This window comes from Pectobacterium atrosepticum (genome assembly GCF_000740965.1).
GTDB lineage: Bacteria > Pseudomonadota > Gammaproteobacteria > Enterobacterales > Enterobacteriaceae > Pectobacterium > Pectobacterium atrosepticum.
In genome coordinates, this window is the sequence record NZ_CP009125.1 from 4,257,393 (window position 1) to 4,280,485 (window position 23,093).

Annotated in this window: 21 protein-coding genes; 9 read left to right on the forward strand and 12 right to left on the reverse strand. The window is 52.1% G+C overall.

Going from position 1 to position 23,093, the window contains the following annotated elements; translation table 11 throughout:
- Window positions 1-612: 612 nt before the first annotated feature.
- The 7 genes from metK (at window position 613) to ruvX (ending at window position 6,291) form a co-directional block, all read left to right on the forward strand.
- Window positions 613-1,764 carry a methionine adenosyltransferase gene (metK, locus tag GZ59_RS18785; protein ID WP_039293831.1) on the forward strand — a complete coding sequence of 384 codons (1,152 nt, stop codon included), beginning with the start codon at window positions 613-615 and terminating at the stop codon, window positions 1,762-1,764.
- A 152-nt stretch (window positions 1,765-1,916) separates the two neighbouring features.
- Window positions 1,917-2,429: a SprT family zinc-dependent metalloprotease gene (locus GZ59_RS18790; RefSeq protein WP_011095417.1), complete on the forward strand. Its 513-nt coding sequence runs from the start codon at window positions 1,917-1,919 to the stop codon at window positions 2,427-2,429.
- A gap of 96 nt (window positions 2,430-2,525) precedes the next feature.
- Entirely contained in the window at window positions 2,526-3,224 is a 699-nt protein-coding gene (gene endA, locus GZ59_RS18795) for a deoxyribonuclease I (RefSeq protein WP_011095418.1), read from the forward strand.
- A gap of 295 nt (window positions 3,225-3,519) precedes the next feature.
- The gene (rsmE, locus tag GZ59_RS18800) at window positions 3,520-4,254 is read left to right on the forward strand and encodes a 16S rRNA (uracil(1498)-N(3))-methyltransferase (RefSeq protein ID WP_011095419.1); all 735 of its coding nucleotides are present in this window, start codon (window positions 3,520-3,522) and stop codon (window positions 4,252-4,254) included.
- Window positions 4,255-4,265: 11 nt separating this feature from the next.
- The gene (gene gshB, locus GZ59_RS18805) at window positions 4,266-5,225 is read left to right on the forward strand and encodes a glutathione synthase (RefSeq protein ID WP_011095420.1); all 960 of its coding nucleotides are present in this window, start codon (window positions 4,266-4,268) and stop codon (window positions 5,223-5,225) included.
- An 83-nt stretch (window positions 5,226-5,308) separates the two neighbouring features.
- Window positions 5,309-5,872 carry a YqgE/AlgH family protein gene (locus tag GZ59_RS18810; protein ID WP_011095421.1) on the forward strand — a complete coding sequence of 188 codons (564 nt, stop codon included), beginning with the start codon at window positions 5,309-5,311 and terminating at the stop codon, window positions 5,870-5,872.
- Window positions 5,872-6,291, forward strand: coding sequence for a Holliday junction resolvase RuvX (gene ruvX / locus GZ59_RS18815; RefSeq protein WP_011095422.1), 420 nt, complete (start codon window positions 5,872-5,874; stop codon window positions 6,289-6,291). Before GZ59_RS18810 ends, ruvX begins: the two co-directional genes overlap by 1 nt.
- A 103-nt stretch (window positions 6,292-6,394) precedes the next feature.
- On the opposite strand, the gene fbp is transcribed toward ruvX, so the two are convergent.
- Entirely contained in the window at window positions 6,395-7,399 is a 1,005-nt protein-coding gene (gene fbp / locus GZ59_RS18820) for a class 1 fructose-bisphosphatase (protein ID WP_011095423.1), read from the reverse strand.
- Window positions 7,400-7,568: 169 nt separating this feature from the next.
- Between fbp and mpl the strand changes: the two genes are divergently transcribed.
- The gene (mpl, locus tag GZ59_RS18825) at window positions 7,569-8,960 is read left to right on the forward strand and encodes a UDP-N-acetylmuramate:L-alanyl-gamma-D-glutamyl-meso-diaminopimelate ligase (RefSeq protein ID WP_011095424.1); all 1,392 of its coding nucleotides are present in this window, start codon (window positions 7,569-7,571) and stop codon (window positions 8,958-8,960) included.
- A 99-nt stretch (window positions 8,961-9,059) separates the two neighbouring features.
- On the opposite strand, the gene GZ59_RS18830 is transcribed toward mpl, so the two are convergent.
- The 11 genes from GZ59_RS18830 to nnr form a co-directional block, all read right to left on the reverse strand.
- A complete protein-coding gene (locus GZ59_RS18830; RefSeq protein ID WP_011095425.1) occupies window positions 9,060-10,358 on the reverse strand; it encodes an adenylosuccinate synthase in 1,299 nt (432 codons plus the stop codon).
- Between the two features lie 99 nt (window positions 10,359-10,457).
- Window positions 10,458-10,658 carry a DUF2065 domain-containing protein gene (locus GZ59_RS18835; RefSeq protein ID WP_010285804.1) on the reverse strand — a complete coding sequence of 67 codons (201 nt, stop codon included), beginning with the start codon at window positions 10,656-10,658 and terminating at the stop codon, window positions 10,458-10,460.
- A gap of 126 nt (window positions 10,659-10,784) precedes the next feature.
- On the reverse strand, window positions 10,785-11,780 hold the full coding sequence (gene hflC / locus GZ59_RS18840; RefSeq protein WP_011095426.1) for a protease modulator HflC: 996 nt from the start codon (window positions 11,778-11,780) through the stop codon (window positions 10,785-10,787).
- 3 nt (window positions 11,781-11,783) lie between these two features.
- A complete protein-coding gene (gene hflK, locus GZ59_RS18845) occupies window positions 11,784-13,037 on the reverse strand; it encodes an FtsH protease activity modulator HflK (RefSeq protein WP_011095427.1) in 1,254 nt (417 codons plus the stop codon).
- Between the two features lie 92 nt (window positions 13,038-13,129).
- Window positions 13,130-14,410 carry a ribosome rescue GTPase HflX gene (hflX, locus tag GZ59_RS18850; protein WP_011095428.1) on the reverse strand — a complete coding sequence of 427 codons (1,281 nt, stop codon included), beginning with the start codon at window positions 14,408-14,410 and terminating at the stop codon, window positions 13,130-13,132.
- Window positions 14,411-14,504: 94 nt separating this feature from the next.
- Complete coding sequence (gene hfq, locus GZ59_RS18855; RefSeq protein ID WP_005973057.1) at window positions 14,505-14,804, reverse strand: RNA chaperone Hfq; 300 nt, start codon at window positions 14,802-14,804, stop codon at window positions 14,505-14,507.
- Between the two features lie 112 nt (window positions 14,805-14,916).
- Window positions 14,917-15,858: a tRNA (adenosine(37)-N6)-dimethylallyltransferase MiaA gene (gene miaA / locus GZ59_RS18860; protein WP_011095429.1), complete on the reverse strand. Its 942-nt coding sequence runs from the start codon at window positions 15,856-15,858 to the stop codon at window positions 14,917-14,919.
- Window positions 15,851-17,806 (reverse strand): DNA mismatch repair endonuclease MutL, encoded by a 1,956-nt coding sequence (gene mutL, locus GZ59_RS18865; protein ID WP_011095430.1) that lies wholly within the window; start codon window positions 17,804-17,806, stop codon window positions 15,851-15,853. The genes miaA and mutL overlap by 8 nt, the downstream gene beginning before the upstream one ends.
- A 51-nt stretch (window positions 17,807-17,857) precedes the next feature.
- Window positions 17,858-19,543: an N-acetylmuramoyl-L-alanine amidase AmiB gene (gene amiB / locus GZ59_RS18870; protein WP_039293839.1), complete on the reverse strand. Its 1,686-nt coding sequence runs from the start codon at window positions 19,541-19,543 to the stop codon at window positions 17,858-17,860.
- A complete protein-coding gene (tsaE, locus tag GZ59_RS18875) occupies window positions 19,540-20,022 on the reverse strand; it encodes a tRNA (adenosine(37)-N6)-threonylcarbamoyltransferase complex ATPase subunit type 1 TsaE (RefSeq protein WP_011095432.1) in 483 nt (160 codons plus the stop codon). The genes amiB and tsaE overlap by 4 nt, the downstream gene beginning before the upstream one ends.
- 19 nt (window positions 20,023-20,041) lie before the next feature.
- Entirely contained in the window at window positions 20,042-21,598 is a 1,557-nt protein-coding gene (gene nnr / locus GZ59_RS18880; RefSeq protein ID WP_039293842.1) for a bifunctional ADP-dependent NAD(P)H-hydrate dehydratase/NAD(P)H-hydrate epimerase, read from the reverse strand.
- Between the two features lie 142 nt (window positions 21,599-21,740).
- On the opposite strand from nnr, the gene queG reads away from it, so the two are divergent.
- A complete protein-coding gene (queG, locus tag GZ59_RS18885; protein WP_039293845.1) occupies window positions 21,741-22,880 on the forward strand; it encodes a tRNA epoxyqueuosine(34) reductase QueG in 1,140 nt (379 codons plus the stop codon).
- Window positions 22,881-23,093: the final 213 nt, after the last annotated feature.

The window sequence follows — 23,093 nt, forward strand, 5'->3', positions numbered from 1 at the left end:
GTAGTGAAGTATGCCGTCACTTTATTACTCTTATTAGTGTAAAACACGTTGTCGGGCTCCGTGTTACGGGTCGATAAAACTCGTTGTGAAAATCACCGGGCGAACGTGACCAGAAAGATGTAAACGCTTCTGGCAGAAAGAATAACAGGCAGATTAACCAGCCCTGGAGTCCTGTGTCGAATTTAACGACAGACTACGTCTGGAAACGGAAAAGAAGGGTTGAGTCGCTGACGCGATGGCGTCAAAAGGGACGTATTGCGAAGGCAATACACTCAGTAAACAACGGATCATTAATCCAATCACCTCCACGTGCGCCGCAGGCTGTGCGGTTAGCTATCAATAAGACATTCACATGTCGCAGCATATACCCTATACGCTACAGTTCGCCGTTTATACCTACATGCTACTGGAAAAGCAAAATGAAAATTACTGCCAGTCATCTCTTGTAAAAGAAAAAACGGCCGATGATAAAAGGACGATGGCGAGCTAATGCGAAAAACTACTGGCACTGAGACCAAAAGGTGACCTAGAATAGCCATCCAGATGTTAATCCGTCTATACTGATTAACTGATACACTGCTTAACGGCTTTGATTTGAAGGTAAAGAAACTCATGGCTAAACACCTTTTTACGTCCGAGTCAGTCTCTGAAGGACACCCTGATAAAATTGCTGACCAGATTTCTGATGCGGTTCTCGACGCCATTCTGGAGCAAGACCCAAAAGCGCGTGTCGCTTGTGAGACTTATGTAAAGACCGGGATGGTGTTAGTCGGTGGTGAAATTACTACCAGCGCCTGGGTCGACATTGAAGAAATTACCCGTCGTACCGTACGTGATATCGGTTATGTCAATTCTGAAATGGGCTTTGATGCCAACTCCTGTGCCGTACTGAGCGCAATTGGCAAGCAGTCTCCTGACATCAATCAGGGCGTTGACCGCCGCGATCCGTTGGAACAAGGCGCAGGCGACCAGGGTCTGATGTTCGGTTACGCAACCAACGAAACCGACGTACTGATGCCAGCCCCTGTGACTTATGCACACCGTCTGGTTCATCGCCAGTCAGAAGTCCGCAAAAGCGGTTCTCTGCCGTGGCTGCGTCCTGATGCGAAAAGCCAGGTTACGTTCCTGTATGACGATGGCAAGATTGCCGGTATTGATGCTGTAGTGCTGTCTACCCAGCATTCAGAAGACGTTAGCCAGAAAGATCTGCATGAAGCGGTGATGGAAGAGATCATCAAACCGGTTCTGCCTGCAGAGTGGCTGTCTGCCAGCACCAAATATTTCATCAACCCAACTGGACGCTTTGTTATCGGCGGCCCAATGGGTGACTGCGGCCTGACGGGTCGTAAAATCATCGTTGATACTTACGGCGGCGCGGCACGTCACGGCGGCGGTGCATTCTCCGGTAAAGATCCGTCTAAAGTAGACCGTTCTGCTGCCTATGCCGCACGCTATGTTGCCAAAAATATCGTTGCTGCTGGCTTGGCCGATCGCTGCGAGATTCAGGTGTCCTACGCTATCGGCGTGGCGGAACCAACGTCCATCATGATCGAAACCTTCGGCACAGAGAAAGTGTCCACCGAGCAACTGACGCTGCTGGTGCGCGAATTCTTCGATTTGCGCCCTTACGGCTTAATCCAGATGCTGGATCTGCTGCATCCGATTTATCAGGAAACGGCAGCTTATGGTCACTTTGGCCGTGAGCATTTCCCGTGGGAAAAAACAGACAAAGCCGCGCAGCTGCGTGAAGCTGCAGGTCTGTAATATTATTCCGAGATAAATACCAGCGCGGTAAATATCAGCATGGCAAACACCAAACGGCGAATGAAAATTCGCCGTTCTTCATTCTGACCTCTCCACATATCCCTCCGCTTCGCCTATTGCGTCTCCCTGCCACTCAATTTATGCTCACAGAAATGAACACTCCCCGAATTCCCATTGCCAGCCATCAGGCTGTGATGCGCTGTCTGCGTGATAAGTTGCAGCAGGCCAACCTCACCTTGCAGACGGACTACACCGAACCCGCGGTAAGTTACCAGCAGCGCGGCGCTACGGCAGGCACGGCGTGGCTACAACACTGGGAAATTCGGCTGAATCCTGTTTTGTTGCAGGAAAACCAGCAAACCTTTATCGATGAAGTCGTTCCTCATGAGCTGGCCCATCTGCTGGTCTACGCGCGCTTTGGCCGTGTCGCCCCCCACGGCAAAGAGTGGCGTTGGATGATGGAAAACGTCCTGCACGTTCCGGCGAAGCGCACGCATCGGTTTGCAGTGCAATCCGTGCAGGGGAAGACCTTCACCTACCTCTGCGATTGCCAACGGCATGAGCTCACGATCCGTCGACACAATCGGGTGCTGCGCGGCGAAACAGAATATCGCTGCCGTCGTTGCGGGAAAACCTTACGTCATGATGTAAAAAGTTCTATTTAAAAGGAAATTTCCAGTTTTAAAAACTGCTTTTGCATTTGCCTGCCGACGAGACATCCGGTAGTCTGCCAACTTTACTGCCTGTGGATTATTTGGAATATGGTACGCAAAATTCTCGCTATCGCCGCCGTTGGCGCGGGTCTATTTTCAGCTGCCGCGCTGAGCCAAAACATCAATAATTTTTCGCAGGCAAAAGCCGCCGCTGTCGAAATTAATCGGGACGCACCGGGTTCGTTCTACTGCGGCTGTAAGATTACGTGGCAGGGCAAGAAAGGCACACCCGATCTTAAGTCCTGCGGCTATCAGGTCAGAAAGAATGAACAACGTGCCAGCCGTATTGAGTGGGAGCATGTTGTGCCCGCTTGGCAGTTCGGCCACCAACGCCAATGCTGGCAGGATGGCGGCAGAAAGAACTGTAACAGCGACCCCGTCTACCGAGAGATAGAAACGGATTTGCATAACCTGCAACCCGCTATCGGCGAGGTCAACGGCGATCGCGGCAATGCCATGTATGGGCAGTGGAACGGCGGTGCATCCCAATATGGTCAATGCGAGATGAAGGTCGACTTCAAAAACAATCTGGCAGAACCGCCAGCTCGCGCCCGCGGCCAGATCGCTCGTACCTATTTCTACATGCGCGACCGCTATCAGTTACGCCTTTCCAGCCAGCAGACTCAGCTGTTCGAAGCCTGGGATAAGCAATACCCCGTCACGCAGTGGGAATGTACCCGCAATCAACGCATCGCCGCAAAGCAGGGAAACCCAAATCCCTACGTTCAACAGGCTTGCCAGCGCTAGTTCGTCTACCTACTATAGCGAATCAGTTTCCAGCGTAACCACCGTCAAATGACGGTGGTTCAGACTGTTGACAAATCTATTTATGGAACGAGAACGGGGGTAATGGGGTTGAAGAGTAAAGCGTTTGCGCCATGGATGGCGCAATCCGAGCTTACAGGGACGTACTTGCAGCGTCTTTACGATCTACCCATTATCACCGCTCAGCGTACTCGGCCACTATTAAATGACGGTGGTTTTACCTATTTCTGGCGTTACTACTGTGCCGATTAATTTCATTCAAAGGTCTTAATTCAGTATGCGAGTACCACGCATTTTTCATCCCGAGACGCTCCCCCTTAACGGCGGTGAAGCCGAACTAAGCGACGATGCCGCCAACCATATTGGTCGCGTGTTACGCATGAATACCGGTCAGTCATTGCAGCTGTTTGATGGCAGCAACCATGTCTTTGATGCAGAAATCATCGCGGCTGGAAAAAAGAGTGTGCGCGTTAGCTTCACAGCAGGTAAGTTGGAAGATAAAGAATCGCCTCTACATTTGCATCTGGGACAGGTGATGTCGCGCGGCGAAAAGATGGAGTTTACCATTCAGAAATCCATCGAACTGGGCGTCAATGTTATTACTCCACTGCTTTCTGAACGCTGTGGCGTCAAACTGGATGCAGACCGTATGGAGAAAAAAATTAGCCAGTGGCAAAAAATCGCGGTTGCCGCCTGTGAACAATCTGGCCGTAACTGTGTGCCGCTGGTTCGGCCAGCGATGACGCTGGAAGCCTGGTGTGCAGAGCAAGACAACGCGCTGAAATTAAATTTGCATCCGCGCGCCACACAAAGCATCAATACGCTGCCGCTGCCGATAGATCGGGTCAGACTACTGATCGGCCCGGAAGGCGGGCTCACCGCCACTGAAATTACCATGACCTCAGAACATGGATTCACTGATATCCTGTTGGGGCCACGCGTTTTGCGCACAGAAACCACTGCACTCACCGCCATGACCGCCTTACAGGTACGTTTCGGCGATTTGGGGTAAAGGAGAAAAGAATGATCAAACTCGGTATCGTGATGGACCCGATTGACACCATCAATATCAAGAAAGACACCAGCTTTGCCATGCTGCTGGAAGCACAGCGCCGTGGTTGGGAACTGCATTATATGGAGATGAACGATCTTTATATGCACGCTGGCGTCGCGCGTGCAACAACACGTCGCCTGAGCGTCCAGTACGATTACGACGGCTGGTACGATTTCTCCGGCGAGCAGGATATTGCACTGGAAGAGTTGGATGTAGTGTTGATGCGTAAAGATCCACCGTTCGATACGGAGTTCATCTACGCCACCTATATTCTGGAACGCGCGGAAGAGAAAGGCACGCTGATCGTCAACAAGCCGCAAAGCCTGCGCGATTGCAATGAGAAGATCTTCACCGCCTGGTTCCCACATCTAACACCCGATACGCTCGTTACGCGTCGCGCAGACAAACTGCGTCAGTTCCATGAAAAACACGGCGACGTTATTCTCAAACCGCTCGACGGCATGGGCGGCGCATCTATTTTTCGTTTGAAGCAGGATGACGCCAACGTCTCAGTCATCATCGAAACCCTGACTGAACACGCCAGCCGCTACTGCATGGCGCAAAACTACCTGCCTGCGATTAAAGATGGCGACAAGCGCGTGCTGGTAGTCGATGGCGAACCCGTTCCTTATTGTCTGGCACGTATCCCTAAAAGCGGTGAGACACGCGGTAATCTGGCCGCCGGTGGTCGCGGTGAAGCGCGTCCGCTGACCGAAAGCGACTGGAAAATTGCCCGCGACGTCGCCCCGACGTTAAAGGCGAAAGGCCTGATTTTCGTCGGTCTGGACATCATCGGTGACCGTCTAACAGAAATTAACGTCACTAGCCCGACCTGCGTGCGTGAAATCGAAGCTGCCTACCCGGATGTTTCTATCACCGGCATGCTGATGGACGCCATTGAAAAACGTCTGGCTGCACGTACTCACTAATACAAAAGACACCAGATACGCCATCCGGCCCGTGCAACACGGGCCGTTTCTCCAACGCTGACGAATATCGATAAAAATACACAATGAATTTACAGCATCACTTCCTCATTGCTATGCCAGCACTACAGGACTCTGTATTTAAACGTTCGGTGGTCTATATCTGCGAACATAATGAAGACGGAGCCATGGGGCTGATCATCAACAAACCGATGGATCAGTTTTCTGTGGAGAATGTGCTGGAAAAGCTAAAAATAGATCCAACACCGCGCGATCCTGCCATACGGTTAGATAAGCCCGTTTTTATCGGTGGCCCACTGGCGGATGACCGTGGCTTTATCCTGCATACGCCCTGCTCCGACTTTGGTTCCAGCATCAGTATTTCTGAGGACACCATGATCACCACCTCAAAAGACGTGCTGGAAACGTTAGGCACCCTCAAACAGCCGAAAAATACGCTGGTCGCCTTAGGCTATTCCGCCTGGGAGAACGGGCAGTTGGAAGAAGAGCTGCTAGAGAATGCCTGGCTGACGACGCCGGCCGATAAAGATATTCTGTTCCACACGCCCATTGCAGAACGCTGGCGAGCGGCTGCCAGAAAGTTGGGCATCGATATTCATAATATCTCCACCGAAGCAGGACATGCCTGATGAGCAACAGAACCCTTCTTGCCTTTGATTTTGGGACAAAAAGTATCGGCGTGGCAATCGGTCAGGAAATTACCGGGACGGCACGTGCACTGACATCGTTCAAAGCGCAGGAAGGGATACCCGACTGGCAAAAAGTGGAGAAGCTGTTGTCAGAATGGCAGCCAGATCTGGTCGTCGTCGGCCTGCCGCTTAACATGGATGGCACCGAGCAACCGCTGACGGCACGGGCGCGGAAATTTGCTAATCGACTGCATGGTCGTTTCGGCGTCGCTATTGAGCTACACGATGAACGGCTGAGTACAGTGGAAGCACGTGCCGATCTCTTCGAACGCGGCGGCTTTAAAGCGCTGGATAAAGGTAGCGTAGATGCGGCTTCTGCGGTGATTATTCTGGAAAGCTGGTTCGAAGCACAACATTAAAAAACGCGGTTTGCGATGGACCACAAAGATGGCGTACTGGGCAGCACGCCATAAGAAGTCATCCCGCGTTGGCAGATAACCCGACAACACGGAATAGTGCTAATTAAGCATCTGGAAATTCACGGATGAAACGTTCGACGTCATCAACCATGGATTCTGTTCCCACGAAGAACGGTGAGCGCTGATGCAGTTTCTCTGGCGTGATATCCAGAATGCGGTGTTTACCGTCGCTAGCCTTACCACCCGCCTGCTCCGCCAGAAATGCCATCGGGTTGCATTCGTACAGCAAACGCAGTTTGCCTTTCGGATAGCTCGCCGTGCTCGGATACAGGTAAATCCCGCCTTTCAGCAGGTTACGATGGAAATCCGCTACCAGTGAACCGATATAACGCGACGTATAAGGACGCTGCGTCTCTTCATCCTGCTCCTGACAGTATTTGATGTATTTCTTCACGCCGGAAGGAAACTTGATGTAGTTTCCTTCGTTGATGGAATACATATTCCCTTTTTCTGGGAAGCAAACTTTTTCATGCGAGAGGCAGAATACACCGAGCGACGGATCGTAGGTAAAAGCGTGAACGCCGTGACCCGTGGTGTACACCAGCATGGTGGAAGAACCGTAAACGATGTAGCCCGCAGCAACCTGCTGGCTACCCGGCTGCAAGAAGTCAGCTTCCGTGACGGAGGTTCCCAGCGGCGTAATACGGCGATAAATAGAGAAAATCGTACCGACAGAGACGTTCACATCAATATTCGACGAGCCGTCCAGCGGGTCCATCAGAACCACATATTTAGCGTTTTCTGCCTTATCACCTTCAAAGATGACGATTTCGTCTTCTTCTTCAGAAGCGATACCTGCTACTTCACCACGCGCTTTTAATGCAGCTTTCAGTTTCTCATTGGCATACAGATCGAGCTTCATCTGCACTTCGCCCTGAACATTAGAAATACCGCTGGCACCCAAGATATCAACCAAACCTGCTTTATTGATATCACGGTGAATAATCTTGGCGCCCAGTTTAATAGCAGACAGCAGCGCGGTAAGCTCACCTGTGGCGTGAGAGAAATCGTGCTGTTTTTCGACGATAAATTCGCCTAACGTTTTCATAACACTATTCCAAAATCTACGGATGAAAAGCGGTTTCATTTCTGCACCGCCAACGTTTGCGCATGCAGTGTAGCCCAAAGAGAAAGTGAGTACCTAGTCAAATCCATTTCTTATGGCGGATTCATAGCGTTAGAATGTGACGCAGACTCACAGTGAAGATGGAAAATGTATGCGTATTCATATTTTAGGTATCTGCGGCACCTTTATGGGTGGCCTTGCCCTACTCGCACGCTCGCTGGGGCATGACGTCACGGGCTCAGATGCGAATGTTTATCCTCCCATGAGTACCTTACTTGAAGAGCAGGGAATCATACTGATTCAGGGATACGACCCCGCACAACTTTCTCCCGCCCCCGACCTAGTCATCATCGGTAATGCGATGACGCGCGGAAACCCGTGCGTCGAAGCCGTACTGGAACAGGGGCTACCCTATGTTTCCGGTCCACAGTGGCTGCATGATTATGTACTGCGCGATCGCTGGGTGATTGCCGTTGCGGGAACGCATGGCAAAACAACCACGGCAGGGATGGTCACCTGGATTCTGGAAGATTGCGGTTACCAGCCCGGCTTTGTGATCGGCGGCGTTCCCGGCAACTTCACCGTTTCCGCACGATTGGGTGACAGCCCGTTCATGGTGCTTGAAGCCGATGAATACGACTGTGCCTTCTTCGACAAACGCTCCAAATTCGTCCATTACTGTCCAAGAACGCTGGTACTCAACAACCTTGAGTTCGATCACGCCGACATCTTTGACGATCTGAAAGCCATTCAGAAACAGTTCCACCATCTTGTTCGACTGGTGCCCGGCAGCGGGAAGATCATCCTGCCAACCAACGACATTACTCTCAAACAGGTGATGGCGATGGGATGCTGGAGTGAACAGGAACTGGTCGGCGAAGAAGGCGTTTGGCGGGCACAGAAAGTGGCCATCGATGCCAGCCAATATCAGGTTTACCTGAACAATGAACTCGTCGGTGAAGTCCACTGGAAACTGGTGGGCGAACACAACATGCACAACGGGCTGATGGCCATCGCTGCCGCACATCACGTCGGCGTACTACCCGCAGATGCCTGCCGCGCGCTGGGTGGATTTATCAACGCGCGCCGTCGCCTTGAGTTACGCGGTACGGAGCATGGCGTCACAGTTTATGACGATTTTGCACACCACCCTACCGCAATTCTGGCTACGCTGTCGGCACTACGCAGCAAAGTGGGTGGTACAGCCCGTATTTTGGCCGTACTGGAACCTCGTTCGAACACCATGAAATTGGGGATGTGCAAAAACGAACTGGCTCCATCATTAGGCCGTGCCGATGAAGTATTCCTCTTTCAGCCGACGCATATTCCGTGGCAGGTCGTAGAAGTTGCGGAAGCCTGTGTACAGCCCGCTCACTGGAGCGCGGATATTGATACGCTGGTAGAAAACATCGTCAAGACCGCACAACCAGGCGACCATATTCTGGTCATGAGCAACGGCGGGTTCAGTAACATTCACAATAAACTGCTGGAAGGCCTGAAGAAAAAAGAGCAGAAGGTGAAAGACGCTCAAGAATCACTGTAAGAAACCGTCACTGCTCTACGACGGCTAAACGGTAGATAGCAAAAAGGACGGGATTCCCGTCCTTTTTCATATGCGCATCACCAGTTAAAGGTGATGAAATCAAGCGTCGAACGGATCGCGCAACACCATCGTTTCGCTGCGATCTGGGCCAGTTGAAATAATATCAATCGGCACACCAGTAATTTCTTCGATACGTTTGATGTAATTCAGCGCAGCCTGCGGCAGCTTGCTGTGATCTTTCACGCCAAATGTGCTTTCAGACCAACCCGGCACAGTTTCGTAAATGGGTTCAAGACCTTCCCAACCTTCAGCAGCCAGCGGAGTAGTATCCACTTCAGTGCCATTCGGCAAACGATAGCCGACGCAGATCTTAATCTCTTTCAGACCATCCAGAACATCCAGCTTGGTCAGGCAAAAACCTGACAGCGAGTTGATCTGTACCGCACGACGCACAGCAACCGCATCCAGCCAGCCAGTACGACGACGACGACCCGTAGTCGCACCAAACTCGTTACCTTTCTGAGACAGATGCTCACCCACTTCTTCAAACAGCTCAGTCGGGAATGGACCTGCACCCACACGGGTAGAGTAGGCTTTAACGATACCCAGCACATAATCGACATAACGTGGACCCAAGCCAGAACCGGTGGCAACGCCGCCCGCAGTGGTATTTGAAGAGGTCACGTACGGATAGGTACCGTGGTCAATATCCAGCAGCGTACCCTGCGCGCCTTCAAACATGACGAAATCGCCACGCAGGTGCGCTTTGTACAGCAGATCGGAAACATCAACGACCATAGCCGTCAGGATGTCAGCGATCGCCAGCACATCGTCCAGAACTTTCTGGTAGTCGACAGCATCAACTTTGTAGTAGTTAACCAGTTGGAAGTTATGGTACTCGACGATTTCTTTCAGTTTGACGGCAAAGGTTTCTTTATCAAACAGATCGCCAACACGTAGGCCACGGCGAGCAACTTTATCTTCATACGCAGGACCGATACCGCGACCCGTCGTACCAATTGCTTTCGCGCCACGCGCTTTTTCACGCGCGTTATCCAATGCGACGTGATAAGGCAGGATTAACGGACAGGCTTCAGAAAGCAGCAGGCGTTCGCGTACCGGGACGCCACGCGCTTCAAGCTCCGTCATTTCTTTCATCAATGCGTCAGGCGCCAGCACAACACCGTTACCGATGATGCTGACAACATTTTCACGCAGAATGCCAGAAGGAATTAAATGAAGGACGGTTTTTTCACCGTTGATAACCAGCGTGTGGCCAGCGTTGTGACCACCCTGATAGCGCACAACATATTTAGCCCGTTCAGTCAGCAGGTCAACGACCTTGCCTTTACCTTCGTCACCCCATTGGGTGCCCAGTACGACGACGTTCTTACCCATTTCAAGAATCACCAGGTTGCTTAAAAAAGGATTCTACCATCTCATTTGGATGCTTTCAGTACTTTTAGCACACGGTTGCGCACATTTTTCAGCTTAATTTTAGCCACCCATCCGGCTACGCAACATGTAGTAGATCACGCACCCTGCAACGACTATTCCTCCGCCGAAACGGCGCAAAATCGTATCTGGTAACTGTGCTATTCCCAAAATCATACGCCGCCAGAGACGAGGAAACAGTAACGGCCCCAGCCCTTCAAGTACCAAAACCAGCCCGAGCGCCAGCCAAATCGTTGAATTCATAACAGCCCCTTTTCCTGCTTCGAGTACGAGCAGAACCAAACCCTTTGAGTGATCTCTGCCAGAAAATGACAAAAAAAAGCCCGGAGAAATAACCCGGGCTTGATGAAAGACGTCAGTTAATGACTATCAGCGGCGTGGTGCCATGCTGCTATCCGGTGACTTCATGTAGCGGAAGAAGTCGCTATCCGGGCTGAGAACCATCACGTCCTGATTATTACTGAAGCTACTTTCATACGCGCGCAGGCTACGAACGAAAGAATAGAAATCAGGATCTTCACTGAATGCGTTCGCAAACAGTTTAGCCGTTTCAGCATCCCCTTCACCACGGGTGATACGCCCTTGGCGCTCGGCCTCAGCCAGTGTACGGGTAACTTCATAGTCTGCCGTCGCTTTCAGCTTTTCTGCTTCTTCCTGGCCTTGTGAACGGTGGCGACGCGCTACCGCTTCACGTTCTGCACGCATACGTTGGTAAATTGCGTCAGACACTTCGGTTGGCAGGTTGATTTGCTTAATCCGCACATCGATAACCTCAATACCCAGCGCAGCCATGCTGTTAGGGTTGATGTGAGGTTCGTTGGTCGTCGTCTCTTTCTCAACACGCGCAGCGGCAGAAGCAATCGCATTATCGGCTTCGGTGGTTTCACCGGTACCGGTATTCAGCGCTTCACGCACGTCAGACATCAGTTGACCACGTGAGTCGGTCACAATGCCTTTCACATCCAGACGACCAATCTCAGAACGCAGACGGTCACTGAATTTACGTTTCAGCAGCACTTCAGCTTGAGAGATGTCACCACCGCCCGTTGCCAGATAGTAGCGGCTGAAATCGCTGATACGCCATTTGAGGTAAGAATCGACAATCAGGTCTTTCTGCTCTTTAGTGATAAAGCGGTCAGCCTGATTTTCCATAGTCTGGATACGTGCATCCAGCATTTTCACTGAGTCGATAAACGGAACCTTGAACTGCAATCCCGGTACATAAATCAGCGGCTTGTTTTCGTCATCACGCAATACTTTGCCAAAACGCATCACAATGCCGCGCTGGCCTTCCTGCACCACAAACAGTGACGCATAGACCACCATCAGTACCAGGATCAGGATAAATAGTAAGGGCTTACGCATCGATTATTCTCTCCCTACTCGAGTGAAGTCATCACGCTGCGCATTTGCTTTGCGCTGATCCATGATATTTCCATTGTTACTGCTGCGCGTTTGGGTGCTATTCGCTGCACCGGTGCTGTTACTAGGCAAACGCAGTGGGTTAGCGCTGCTGTTGCTTTGCGTATTTTCACCGCCTTGCCCGCGTAGCATCTGATCCAACGGCAGCACCATCAGGTTACTCCCCTTGTCATTGACCAGAACCTTACGAGTATGGCTCAGCACGCGTTCCATCGTTTCGATATACAAACGCTCGCGGGTAATTTCCGGTGCCGCTTTATATTCCGGTAATACTCTGGCAAAACGGGCGACTTCACCCTGAGCTTCCAGAACGGTACGGGTTTTATAAGCGCGAGACTCTTCCAGAATACGTTGGGCCTGACCGTTGGCACGCGGTTGTACTTCGTTCGCGTACGCTTCCGCTTCACGAATATATTGCTGTTCATTTTCACGCGCAGCAATCGCATCATCAAACGCGGCCTTCACTTCTTCCGGCGGACGTGCGGTCTGGAAGTTGACGTCCAGCAGCGTGATCCCCATGTTGTACGGACGAACGGTCTCTTCCAGTACACGTTGGGTATCCGTACGCACAATGGTACGGCCTTCCGTCAAAATTTTGTCCATCGTGTACTTACCAATAACGCCGCGCAGCGCACTGTCAGTTGCCTGACGCAGGCTGTCATCAGCATTGGTTACGCTGAACAGATATTGTTCAGGCTGTGTGACACGATACTGTACGTTCATTTCAACGCGTACGACGTTTTCATCCGATGTCAACATCACACCCGACGTCGCCAGTTCGCGTACCGACTCAACGTTCACCGCGCGAACAGAGTCGATAAAGGTTGGTTTCCAGTTAAGACCTGGCCCAACCAAATGGCTGAACTTACCAAAGCGTGTTACGACACCGCGTTCGGCTTCTTTAATGGTATAGAAACCAGTAGCGGCCCAGATGACAACCGCAGCGACGGCAGCGATACCGACGATCCGGCCACCCAGTGCTGGGCCGCCAGAATTTCCGCTATTGCTTGAGCCAGAACCTTTTCCACCACCCAGTTCGCTGAGTTTTTTGCTCAACTTACGGAAGATGTCGTCCAGATCCGGTGGCCCCTGATCTCGGCCACCTTTATTGTTATTTCCGCCAGAGTTGCCGCCATTATTGCTGCTGCTCCCCCACGGGTCGCGGTCTTGTCCGTTATTACCGGGCTGATTCCACGCCATGTTTTAGCTCCATTCTTTATGATAGGTGTTCTTCAGGTTCAATATCCCAGAGTCCGTCAAACTATTTCGCCGTTCAGACTGTTTTTTGCCAGTCAGGCAATATAGTCCATCAGTTCCTGCTCTTTTTTGCAGAGGCGGCGCCAGTCAGCAATCGGCATACGAATAACCAGACCAATTTGCCCATCCTCTTCAATCCATTCTTTTTCTATTGCCTGAAGCTGGTAAAAACGACTACGCAAGCGTCCTGCCTGCGGGGGAAGGTGCAAGGTATATTGTGCGATTTCCCCGGAAAGCCGCTCAGTCAATGCCTGAAATAGCAACGGAATACCGTCACCTGTCTGTGCTGAAAGCCAGACACGTATCGGTAGATTCTCTTCGTTGCGATCGATACGCGGAACGAAATCATCCAGCATATCAATCTTGTTCATTACCAACAGCGCAGGTATTTCATCCGCCTCGATTTCCGCCAGCACGTCATTAACCGCGTCGATATTCTCGTCAAGACGAGGATCGGCGGCATCAACAACGTGCAGTAGCAGTGAGGCCTGACGTGTTTCCTGTAATGTAGCCTTAAACGCAGCCACCAAATCGTGGGGTAACTGTCGGATAAAACCTACGGTATCCGCCAGCACTGTATCACCGACATCATCCACTTGAATGCGGCGCAATGTTGGATCCAGTGTGGCAAATAACTGATCGGCGACATAGACGCCCGCCGATGTAATCTTGTTAAACAGCGTGGATTTACCCGCGTTGGTATAGCCCACCAGCGAAACAGTGGGAACATCGGCGCGAACTCGTGACCGGCGCCCCTGTTCACGCTGTTTTTCTACCCGTTCGAGACGCAACAGTATCTGACTGATTCGATTACGCAATAAACGACGGTCGGTTTCAAGCTGGGTTTCACCTGGGCCACGCAAACCGATACCGCCTTTCTGGCGTTCAAGGTGCGTCCAACCGCGAACCAGTCGGGTTGCAAGGTGGCGCAACTGTGCAAGCTCTACCTGTAATTTCCCCTCGTGAGTACGCGCACGCTGGGCAAAAATATCTAAAATCAATCCGGTACGATCGATCACTCGGCACTCGCACAAACGCTCTAGATTACGTTCTTGAGCAGGCGTCAGCGCATGATTAAACAGCACGACAAACGCGCCAGTTTCTTTTACTGCCTGAGCAATTTCTTCGGCTTTGCCTTCCCCGACAAAATACTTGGGGTGAGGAGCCTTACGGCTACCAGTAACAACCTGCAAGGACTCAATACCGGCAGAAGAAACCAGAGATTCAAACTCCAGCAGATCGTCAGTATCTCTATCTTGCGAGAAAAAAACATGAACTAATATGGCCCGTTCACCTGATTCATAACGGTCAAACAAGCGAGTAACCTCTCAAACGAGCAAAAAACACCACAGCGAAGGAGCCGAGCGATGCGTCCAGCTCTCCCGCGCCGTGGTGAATTGACAATACGCCTTATTCGGCGTCATCAGCATCCTGCGACTGCTGCTGAGCAGTCGTGTTACTACCGTGATAGTTGTTGCTGCCGCCTGGATTATTGCTATGGTGAGAGACTGGGCGAGAGGGAACAACTGTAGAGATGGCGTGCTTATAAACCATCTGACTTACCGTGTTTTTCAACAAAATCACGAACTGATCAAAAGACTCGATCTGACCTTGCAACTTAATACCGTTCACCAAATAAATCGAAACCGGAACACGTTCACGACGCAAAGCGTTCAAGAACGGATCTTGCAAAGATTGCCCCTTAGCCATTCTATATTTTCCTTATTTGTATGTTGTTTGTAACAAAGAGCCCAACGGCTCTAAAATAACGGTGTAAAAAACTTGCACGCTGAGACTCACCGATTGTACACAATCACTCAACCTATGCACTAACAACCTGTATTACCTTGTCCAGTGCCTCAGTCGGGTTTTCGCTATCCAGCCAGCAGACATCATCCCAACCGCGCAGCCAGGTCATTTGCCGCTTCGCCAACTGACGCGTCGCACAAACTCCCCGATAAACCATCTCATCGTAATCAATTTCACCGGATAAATATGACCACATCTGGCGATAACCCACGCAACGAATAGAGGGCATATCCGTATGAAGGTCGTGCCGGGCAAACAATGCCCGGGCTTCTGTCTCAAAACCCGCCGCCAACATCTGGTGAAAACGCTGTTCAATTCGCTGATGCAACAATTCACGCATCGCCGGAGCGATAGCAAACTGATGAACCTGATAGGGCAGCGCGTCGCCAGACGTTTTTGTCAGTTCAGTTAAAGTGTTACCTGAAATGAAAAAAACTTCCAGTGCTCGCGAGAGTCTCTGCGGATCATTTGGATGAATCCGAATTGCCGCTGTCGGATCGATCTCACTAAGCTGCCGATGCATCGCTTCCCAACCGATTTCTTTTGCCTGCTCTTCAATGCGCTGGCGCACTGCGGCATCGGCTGGTGGCAGAGGAGAAAGCCCCTCTAGCAGCGCCTTGAAATACAGCATCGTCCCCCCCACCAAGAGGGGAATGCGCCCGGCAGCGGTAATGTCCGCCATTTCACGTAGCGCATCGCGGCGAAAATCGGCCGCAGAATAGGACTCCGTCGGATCGAGAATGTCGATTAGCCGATGCGGTGCCCGTGCCAGCTCATCCGCACTCGGTTTCGCCGTCCCAATATCCATATCTTTATAGATGAGGGCGGAATCTACGCTAATCAACTCTACCGGCAAATATTCTCGTAGCGTCATCGCCAATGCCGTTTTTCCTGACGCCGTCGGCCCCATGATAAAAATGGCGGGCGGCAACGACGCGTTTTCTACATCACTCATGCTTTAAAGCCTTGATGGCATCATGGATGTCCATCATATATAAAAGTTCAGACGGCGGCGTTTTCGCCAACTGCGGACAAAGCCGCTCGACATCCGCCAGTAATTGTATGGCCTGAGAATGGCTCCAGTTTTCCTGCTCGCTCTGCAATCGCGTTGCCATCCACGACGCCAACGCGTCAGGTTCCACTTGTTGTGTCTCAACCGTCTGATAGTCGGCCAGATAGCCTATCAGTTCAGAGATCAAGTTTTGTAAATTTTGTTGGCGTAATGGTAAAGGTACGGCACGCAATGTGGCTCGCTGTGACTCAACGAATACATCAATACCAAAACGCGTCAGCAAAGTGTGATGAGTAGACAAGACGTTCAGTTCAGATTTACTCAGCGTCAGGCGCTGCGGAATCAGTAACGGCTGTGCCCGCAGGCCCTCTTCGGATGGCGTCAACTGCACGACTTTTAGATAGCGTTCAGCAACGGGAAGCGACAGTATCGCTAACCCCTTATGGTACTCCAACAGCGCGTAGCACGGTGGATAAACCGTGAGTACTCGCCCAAACCCAGTCGATTGACTTTCCAGCGGTGACTCAACCAGCGCGCGTTGCTTATTATTGCTGGCTGCTGTGTTCGTCGCGGTTCGATTCGGGCACGAATCATGTAATACCGTGGATGGCGCAGCAATGCCAGACGGCGGTGTACTTGCTCCATTATCCGTCGGTTGCAGCAGTGCTTTATACAACTCATCCTGCTTTTTCTGATACGGATTCTCCGGCTGGTAGCCCGAATTCGCGGATTCTCGCGCCTGACCTGTGCGCGGTGCTTTCCCGCTATACGACGGCGAATTAGTGGTACGCGGCGGCTGGGCAAAATGGTTTTCGCCTGCGGCAGGACGATTTTCCTGCTGCCATTGCACGGGCTTTCCGGTCTCTGGTTCTGTCATATCAAGCCGTGGCGCAGAGGCCTGCTGTAGAACGGACATCACGGCCTGATAGATGAAATCATGCACCAATCGCGCCTGATGGAACCGCACCTCCTGCTTGGCAGGATGAACATTGACATCAACCTGATGCGGGTCAATTTCCAGATACAAAACATAGGCGGGCTGCTGCTCGTCGCTAAGCTGATCCTGATAAGCCTGCCGGATAGCATGATTAATGAGCCGATCGCGCATCATGCGCTGGTTCACGTAGCAATACTGCATATCAGGCAGCTGTTTCGCTCCAACCGGATCGGCAACCCAGCCATGAATGGTGAGATCGCCGTGTTGCCATGACACCGCGAGCGCATGCTGTAAGAAGGTCGCACCGCAGATACTGCCTAAACGGCGTTCATACTGATTTTTATCCGGTGCTGCACGATACTGCCGCATCAGCTTACCGTTATGATGCAGCGTGATGGCGACATCGAAACGTGCCAGTGCAATGCGGCGCACGACCTCATCAATATGGGTGAATTCGGTTTTTTCCGTGCGCATAAATTTACGGCGGGCGGGCGTGTTGTAAAACAGATCCAGCACTTCCAGCGTGGTGCCCACAGGATGAGCTGCTGGCTTGACCGTCACCGCCATATCGCGCCCTTCGGCGTAGGCCTGCCAGGCCTCGGATTGTTCGGCTGTACGTGATGTGAGGGTTAAACGGGAGACGGAACTGATACTCGCCAGCGCTTCGCCACGAAACCCCATGCTAACGATCGCTTCCAGATCGTCGAGCGTGGCAATTTTACTGGTCGCATGACGCGCCAGCGCTAGCGTTAATTCATCCTTTCCGATGCCCGAACCATTGTCACGAATGCGGATCAGTTTCGCACCGCCGCGTTCTATGTCGATATCAATTCGGGTCGCCCCTGCATCCAGACTGTTTTCCACCAGCTCCTTCACGACCGAAGCCGGACGCTCAACCACTTCTCCGGCGGCAATCTGGTTAGCCAACTGCGGTGGCAGCACCTGAATCGGCATGGCGTATCCCTCTTACTATCCTCAATCTATCGACATCGCCAGCATGAAGAATCAGGCGGACGGTATAATCAGCGTTTGCCCCAGTTGTACCGAACCGGAGCGCATATTATTCGCCTGCTGGATCTCTTTCATGCTGACACCGTAACGCGCAGCAATCGCACTCAGGCTATCACCCTTTATGACCTTATGCTTCACCGGTGCTGCCTTTTTGGGAACAGGCGTTGATGCCGTCTGCTTCGACCCTGTCGCCGGAATATTCAAACGCTGTCCAACCCAGACGATGTCTTTATTCAGCTTATTCACATCACGCATAGCCGCGAGACTGACGCTATAACGCCGGGCAATGGAAGAAAGTGTTTCGCCACGTGCGACGGTATGACGCGTGCTGCCCGCACTCGTTTTCGCCACCGTTACGCTGCTGTCCGATGCCGCTGTATCATTTGCCGCCGGCTGTAGAGGCCGGCTTTCCTGCTTTGGGAGAGCGTTTTTGGGAACAGATTGCATCGGATGCGTCTGGAAGTACCCCCTCAGCCCCTGATAAATCGCATTGGCGATTTTTTCCTGATAGTCGTTACTCCCCAACAGTCGCTCTTCCGAGACATTGGTGATAAACCCGGTTTCCACCAGCAGAGAAGGAATATCTGGCGAGCGCAATACGCCCAGACTGGCGTGCTCAGGGCGTCGTTTATGCAGCCCCCCGACGCGCTGGAGCTCACGCAGCACCTTGGTCGCGACGTCATATCCGACCCGCTGGGAGTGGCCAAATTGCAGATCCAGCACCGCCTGACTGAGATAAGGATCCGCGCTGCTGTTCGCTAGCAGATCGCCCGCCCCACCCAACAGTTCAGACTGTTTCTCATGTTGTTCCAGCCAGTTTGCCATTTCGCTGTTCGCCCGGCGGTTGGACAACACCCAAACAGACGCGCCTTTGGCATTACGGTTCGGCGCGGCATCCGCATGAATCGACACTAACAGGTTCGCACCCTGCTTACGCGCCACATCTGAACGCCCCATGACGGAGATAAAGTAGTCACCGTCGCGCGTTAATACGCCTTTAAAGGCAGGATCGTTATTCAGTAAAGTTTGTAACTTACGAGCGATAGAAATGGTGACATTTTTCTCCCGCAGCCCGTTCGTGCCAATCGCACCAGGATCTTGTCCCCCGTGGCCGGCATCAATCGCCACAACGATCCGTTCATTACTCTGTCGGGCTGGTACTCGGGTAGACGACGAACTGCTATTTACGACAACAGTCGGTTTGTTGATAAACGGGTTTTTTGCCGGTTCTGCTGGCGCGCTATTTTGCTGCCGTGTAGCAGGAGGCGCTGAAGCTTGTACCGTTTTCGCTTTATCACCGGCGATGGTGAAAACAACAACGTATCCAGCCCCTTCTTTTTGCGTAACCGCTCGTGTCTTGGCTGCCTGAGTCAAATCCAGTACCAGACGCAGGCTTTGTGCGTCCTGAGCATTACTGGTACGCACACGCTTAATCAGATTTTGCCCGCTGAAATCCAACGGCAACCCCTGAATAACGCCGGTCTGGCGAATATCGATGACCACTCTGGCCGGGTTGCTGAGCGGGAAAAAAGCATAAATAGGCTGCCCGCTAAAGCTCAGACGCACCGTGGCCTGACCTGACGCATTGTCCACCTTGATATCCGACAAATTGGCCGCCCACGCCGATCCTGCTAGCAACAGCCATATGCCGATGAACAGCTTAACCATACGACTCATCATGATTCTGTTGTTCCTGGCTGAAGAGAAAAACGTTGTAACATCGCGTCTCCCGTCGCGGAGACTGCAGACAGCTCAGCCTGTCGGCCCTCATCCTGATAGCGCAAATGCAGCTCGATATCCGCATCGGGCAGCACGCCTGCCCCCTGCTGCGGCCATTCAATCAGACAAATGGCATCTTGCGTCAGATAATCGCGAATCCCCATAAACTCCAACTCTTCCGGGTCAGCCAGTCGATAGAGATCGAAGTGATAGACGGTCAGTGGCGATAACGCATAAGGCTCTACCAGCGTATAAGTGGGGCTTTTGACATTGCCCTGATGACCGCGCGCCTGTAGGAATCCACGACTAAACGTCGTTTTCCCGGCACCGAGATCGCCATAAAGATGGATAACACAAGCACCATCGCAGGCTTTCGCCAGCGCAGTGCCTAATGAAATGGTTGCTGCCTCATCAGGCAGAAGTAAGACTATTTTTTTCATTCTATTGTTCTAAGAATATCTACTGTTCTAAAAATATCGGCTCTGGAAACATCAGCTCGGGATTCACATAGCGGAACAACACAGGCAGTAAATCGGTTGCCAGCATACCTCGGGTACCGCGCTGTGCAGCCAGCCAATCGGCCGCCGCACCGTGTACGACACACCCAGCACAAGCAGCATCATACAGCGAGAGCTTTTGCGCCAGCAAACCACCAACGATACCCGACAGCACATCACCCATGCCACCTGTCGCCATGCCGGGGTTTCCCACATCAGCAATAGCGACCTCTTCTTTTTCGCTGGCAATCACCGTTCCCGCACCTTTTAATACGACAACGCCACCATAGCGTTTTACCAGCTTTGTGGCCGCAAGTAAGCGATCACTTTCAATATCAGACACTCGGCAATTCAGTAAACGTGCCGCCTCGCCAGGGTGAGGTGTCAGCACGCGATTCTGCCGCTTATGCGGATTGATTGCCAGCAGGTTGAGTGCATCCGCATCCCATAACATGGGTTTGTTACAATTTTCTGCCAAACGTAGCGCGTTTTTAGCCCATTCATCCTGCCCTAAACCCGGCCCAATCACCACGACATCAGCCCATTCGAGTCCTTTCCGCAGCGTATCTGTCGTCAATTCTTGCACCATCAACTCGGGTCGCACCGTCAGAAACGCCGATTGGTACTGTTTGTGAGTAAGTACTCGCACTAAGCCTGCGCCGCTGTGTAGCGCCGCATCGGCAGCCATCAATACCGCACCACCTAAACCCGCATTTCCCCCCACCACCAGCAACCTGCCGTTATCCCCTTTATGTTGTCCGGCTGAACGCGGCGTCAGCCATTCGGGAAGCTGCGCCGCAGTTAGTCGCCGTATCGGCGCGGTTTGATCGTTCAGCCACGCTTGCAATCCCAGAGAGTGATAATTAAGTTTCCCAACCTGTTCACGGGCACGGCCAGTCAGTAGCCCCGGTTTCAGCGCGATAAACGTCACCGTCTGCGACGCACAGATCGCGATGCCAGCGCAGGCACCGGTTTCAGCATGTAAGCCAGAGGGAATATCCAGTGAAACAATGGGCGCAGGATAGGCATTCGCCTGAGAAATTAACGCCGCATAAAGTGCACGCGGTGCAGCAGAAAGGCCTGTTCCCAGTAAACCATCAATAATGAGCTCGATCCCTTCCGGCCACAGCGTATCAACATCATCCTGCGCACGAACTTCTTCAACACGGCCACCTTGATCCAACCAGCGCTGCCGAGCAAGATTGGCATCAGCAGGCAGCGGCTTATCGCTGGCGCAGGCAACAACATCCACGGCCATGCCCGCCGCCAGCGCCAAACTGGCAACCACATATCCATCGCCGCCGTTATTGCCGTGTCCAGCCAGCACCCGCCAACGTCGGGCCGAGGGGTAGCACTGGCGAGCCATCTCAAATGCAGCTTCTCCCGCACGCTGCATGAGTTCCCACAGCGAAATCCCTGATTCGCGGGCTGCCCTAGCCTCTTCACGGCGCACCCATTCGGCGTAAAACACCGAGTCAGGCAAATCACCCTCTCGCTTCCGATCGTGACCCTTCATCATTTGCTCTTAGTTTTCATGACAATGACTTAAAATTAGCAAGCAACCTAAACGACCGCCAGCATTCCGCGCATCTCAGCAAGCATCGGCTCTGCGGCGCGAATATGGTAACATCAGCGCGTCTTGTTTATTTCTGTGGCCCATCATGTCATACCCCTACGATCTCAATGAATTAGCGCAACACATCAAACAATGGGGACAGGCATTGGGATTCCAGCAGGTCGGCATCTGTGACACCGATTTGTCCGCAGAAGAGCCTCGGCTTCAGGCTTGGCTAGATAAGCAGTACCACGGAGAAATGGACTGGATGGCACGCCATGGCATGCTGCGGGCGCGTCCGCACGAACTGCTGCCCGGTACGCTACGCGTCATCAGCGTTCGTATGAATTATCTGCCCGCCAAAGCGGCATTTGCGAGTACCTTAAAGAACCCAGAACTCGGCTACGTTAGCCGTTATGCGCTGGGTCGCGATTACCACAAGCTATTACGTCAGCGCCTGAAAAAGCTCGGCGACCAGATTCAGGAATACTGCGGTGAATTGAATTTTCGCCCATTTGTCGATTCTGCTCCCATTATGGAGCGTCCTTTAGCCGCAAAAGCCGGGCTTGGCTGGGTTGGTAAACACTCACTAATTCTAAATAGAGAAGCAGGCTCCTGGTTCTTTCTCGGTGAACTGCTGATCGATTTACCTCTGCCCGTTGATCGGCCACAGGAAGAACAGTGCGGCCGATGTGTCGCCTGCATGACGACCTGCCCAACCGGCGCGATTGTCGCACCTTATACCGTTGATGCCCGCCGCTGCATTTCCTATCTGACCATCGAATTGGAAGGTCCGATTCCCGAAGAGTTCCGTCCGCTGATGGGCAACCGCATCTATGGTTGCGATGACTGTCAGCTTATTTGTCCGTGGAACCGATTTTCACAGCTCACCGACGAGGCCGACTTCAGCCCACGTGCCGTGCTGCATACGCCGGAGCTGCTGGCATTATTTGGCTGGAATGAAGAGAAATTTCTGCGAATTACGGAAGGATCGCCGATCCGGCGCATCGGACATCTCCGCTGGCTACGCAATATTGCCGTCGCACTGGGAAATGCACCCTATCAGGATAGTATCGTGCTGGCACTACAAACCCGTCTGGGTGAAAGCGAACTGTTGGATGAACATATCCACTGGGCGATTCACCAGCAGTTGGAACGCCGCGCGTCACTGGAAATTGACGTCCAATCCACGCAGAAAAAGCGACTTATTCGTGCAGTAGAGAAAGGATTACCGCGCGATGCGTGAGTGGCTCAAAGGGTTGTCATCAGTTTGTCGTACGCGCTGTGCATAAATAAAAAAAACCGTTGCCAATCAACTGTCACAAAAAGTACAAGTGATCGTTATAACGTTTTATAGGTAAAATTTATGGATAAATATCAATAAGATATTCTATAGCATTTTATCAATAATATAGCGTGATTAATAAATAACCAGCAAACAATCTGTGGATAAGTCTGT

Coding starts and splice junctions, on each gene's coding strand:
- metK (WP_039293831.1), top strand. CDS start 613: ATGGCTAAACACCTTTTTACGTCCGAGTCAGTCTCTGAAGGACACCCT.
- GZ59_RS18790 (WP_011095417.1), top strand. CDS start 1,917: ATGAACACTCCCCGAATTCCCATTGCCAGCCATCAGGCTGTGATGCGC.
- endA (WP_011095418.1), top strand. CDS start 2,526: ATGGTACGCAAAATTCTCGCTATCGCCGCCGTTGGCGCGGGTCTATTT.
- rsmE (WP_011095419.1), top strand. CDS start 3,520: ATGCGAGTACCACGCATTTTTCATCCCGAGACGCTCCCCCTTAACGGC.
- gshB (WP_011095420.1), top strand. CDS start 4,266: ATGATCAAACTCGGTATCGTGATGGACCCGATTGACACCATCAATATC.
- GZ59_RS18810 (WP_011095421.1), top strand. CDS start 5,309: ATGAATTTACAGCATCACTTCCTCATTGCTATGCCAGCACTACAGGAC.
- ruvX (WP_011095422.1), top strand. CDS start 5,872: ATGAGCAACAGAACCCTTCTTGCCTTTGATTTTGGGACAAAAAGTATC.
- fbp (WP_011095423.1), bottom strand. CDS start 7,399: ATGAAAACGTTAGGCGAATTTATCGTCGAAAAACAGCACGATTTCTCT.
- mpl (WP_011095424.1), top strand. CDS start 7,569: ATGCGTATTCATATTTTAGGTATCTGCGGCACCTTTATGGGTGGCCTT.
- GZ59_RS18830 (WP_011095425.1), bottom strand. CDS start 10,358: ATGGGTAAGAACGTCGTCGTACTGGGCACCCAATGGGGTGACGAAGGT.
- GZ59_RS18835 (WP_010285804.1), bottom strand. CDS start 10,658: ATGAATTCAACGATTTGGCTGGCGCTCGGGCTGGTTTTGGTACTTGAA.
- hflC (WP_011095426.1), bottom strand. CDS start 11,780: ATGCGTAAGCCCTTACTATTTATCCTGATCCTGGTACTGATGGTGGTC.
- hflK (WP_011095427.1), bottom strand. CDS start 13,037: ATGGCGTGGAATCAGCCCGGTAATAACGGACAAGACCGCGACCCGTGG.
- hfq (WP_005973057.1), bottom strand. CDS start 14,804: ATGGCTAAGGGGCAATCTTTGCAAGATCCGTTCTTGAACGCTTTGCGT.
- miaA (WP_011095429.1), bottom strand. CDS start 15,858: ATGAGTGATGTAGAAAACGCGTCGTTGCCGCCCGCCATTTTTATCATG.
- mutL (WP_011095430.1), bottom strand. CDS start 17,806: ATGCCGATTCAGGTGCTGCCACCGCAGTTGGCTAACCAGATTGCCGCC.
- amiB (WP_039293839.1), bottom strand. CDS start 19,543: ATGATGAGTCGTATGGTTAAGCTGTTCATCGGCATATGGCTGTTGCTA.
- tsaE (WP_011095432.1), bottom strand. CDS start 20,022: ATGAAAAAAATAGTCTTACTTCTGCCTGATGAGGCAGCAACCATTTCA.
- nnr (WP_039293842.1), bottom strand. CDS start 21,598: ATGATGAAGGGTCACGATCGGAAGCGAGAGGGTGATTTGCCTGACTCG.
- queG (WP_039293845.1), top strand. CDS start 21,741: ATGTCATACCCCTACGATCTCAATGAATTAGCGCAACACATCAAACAA.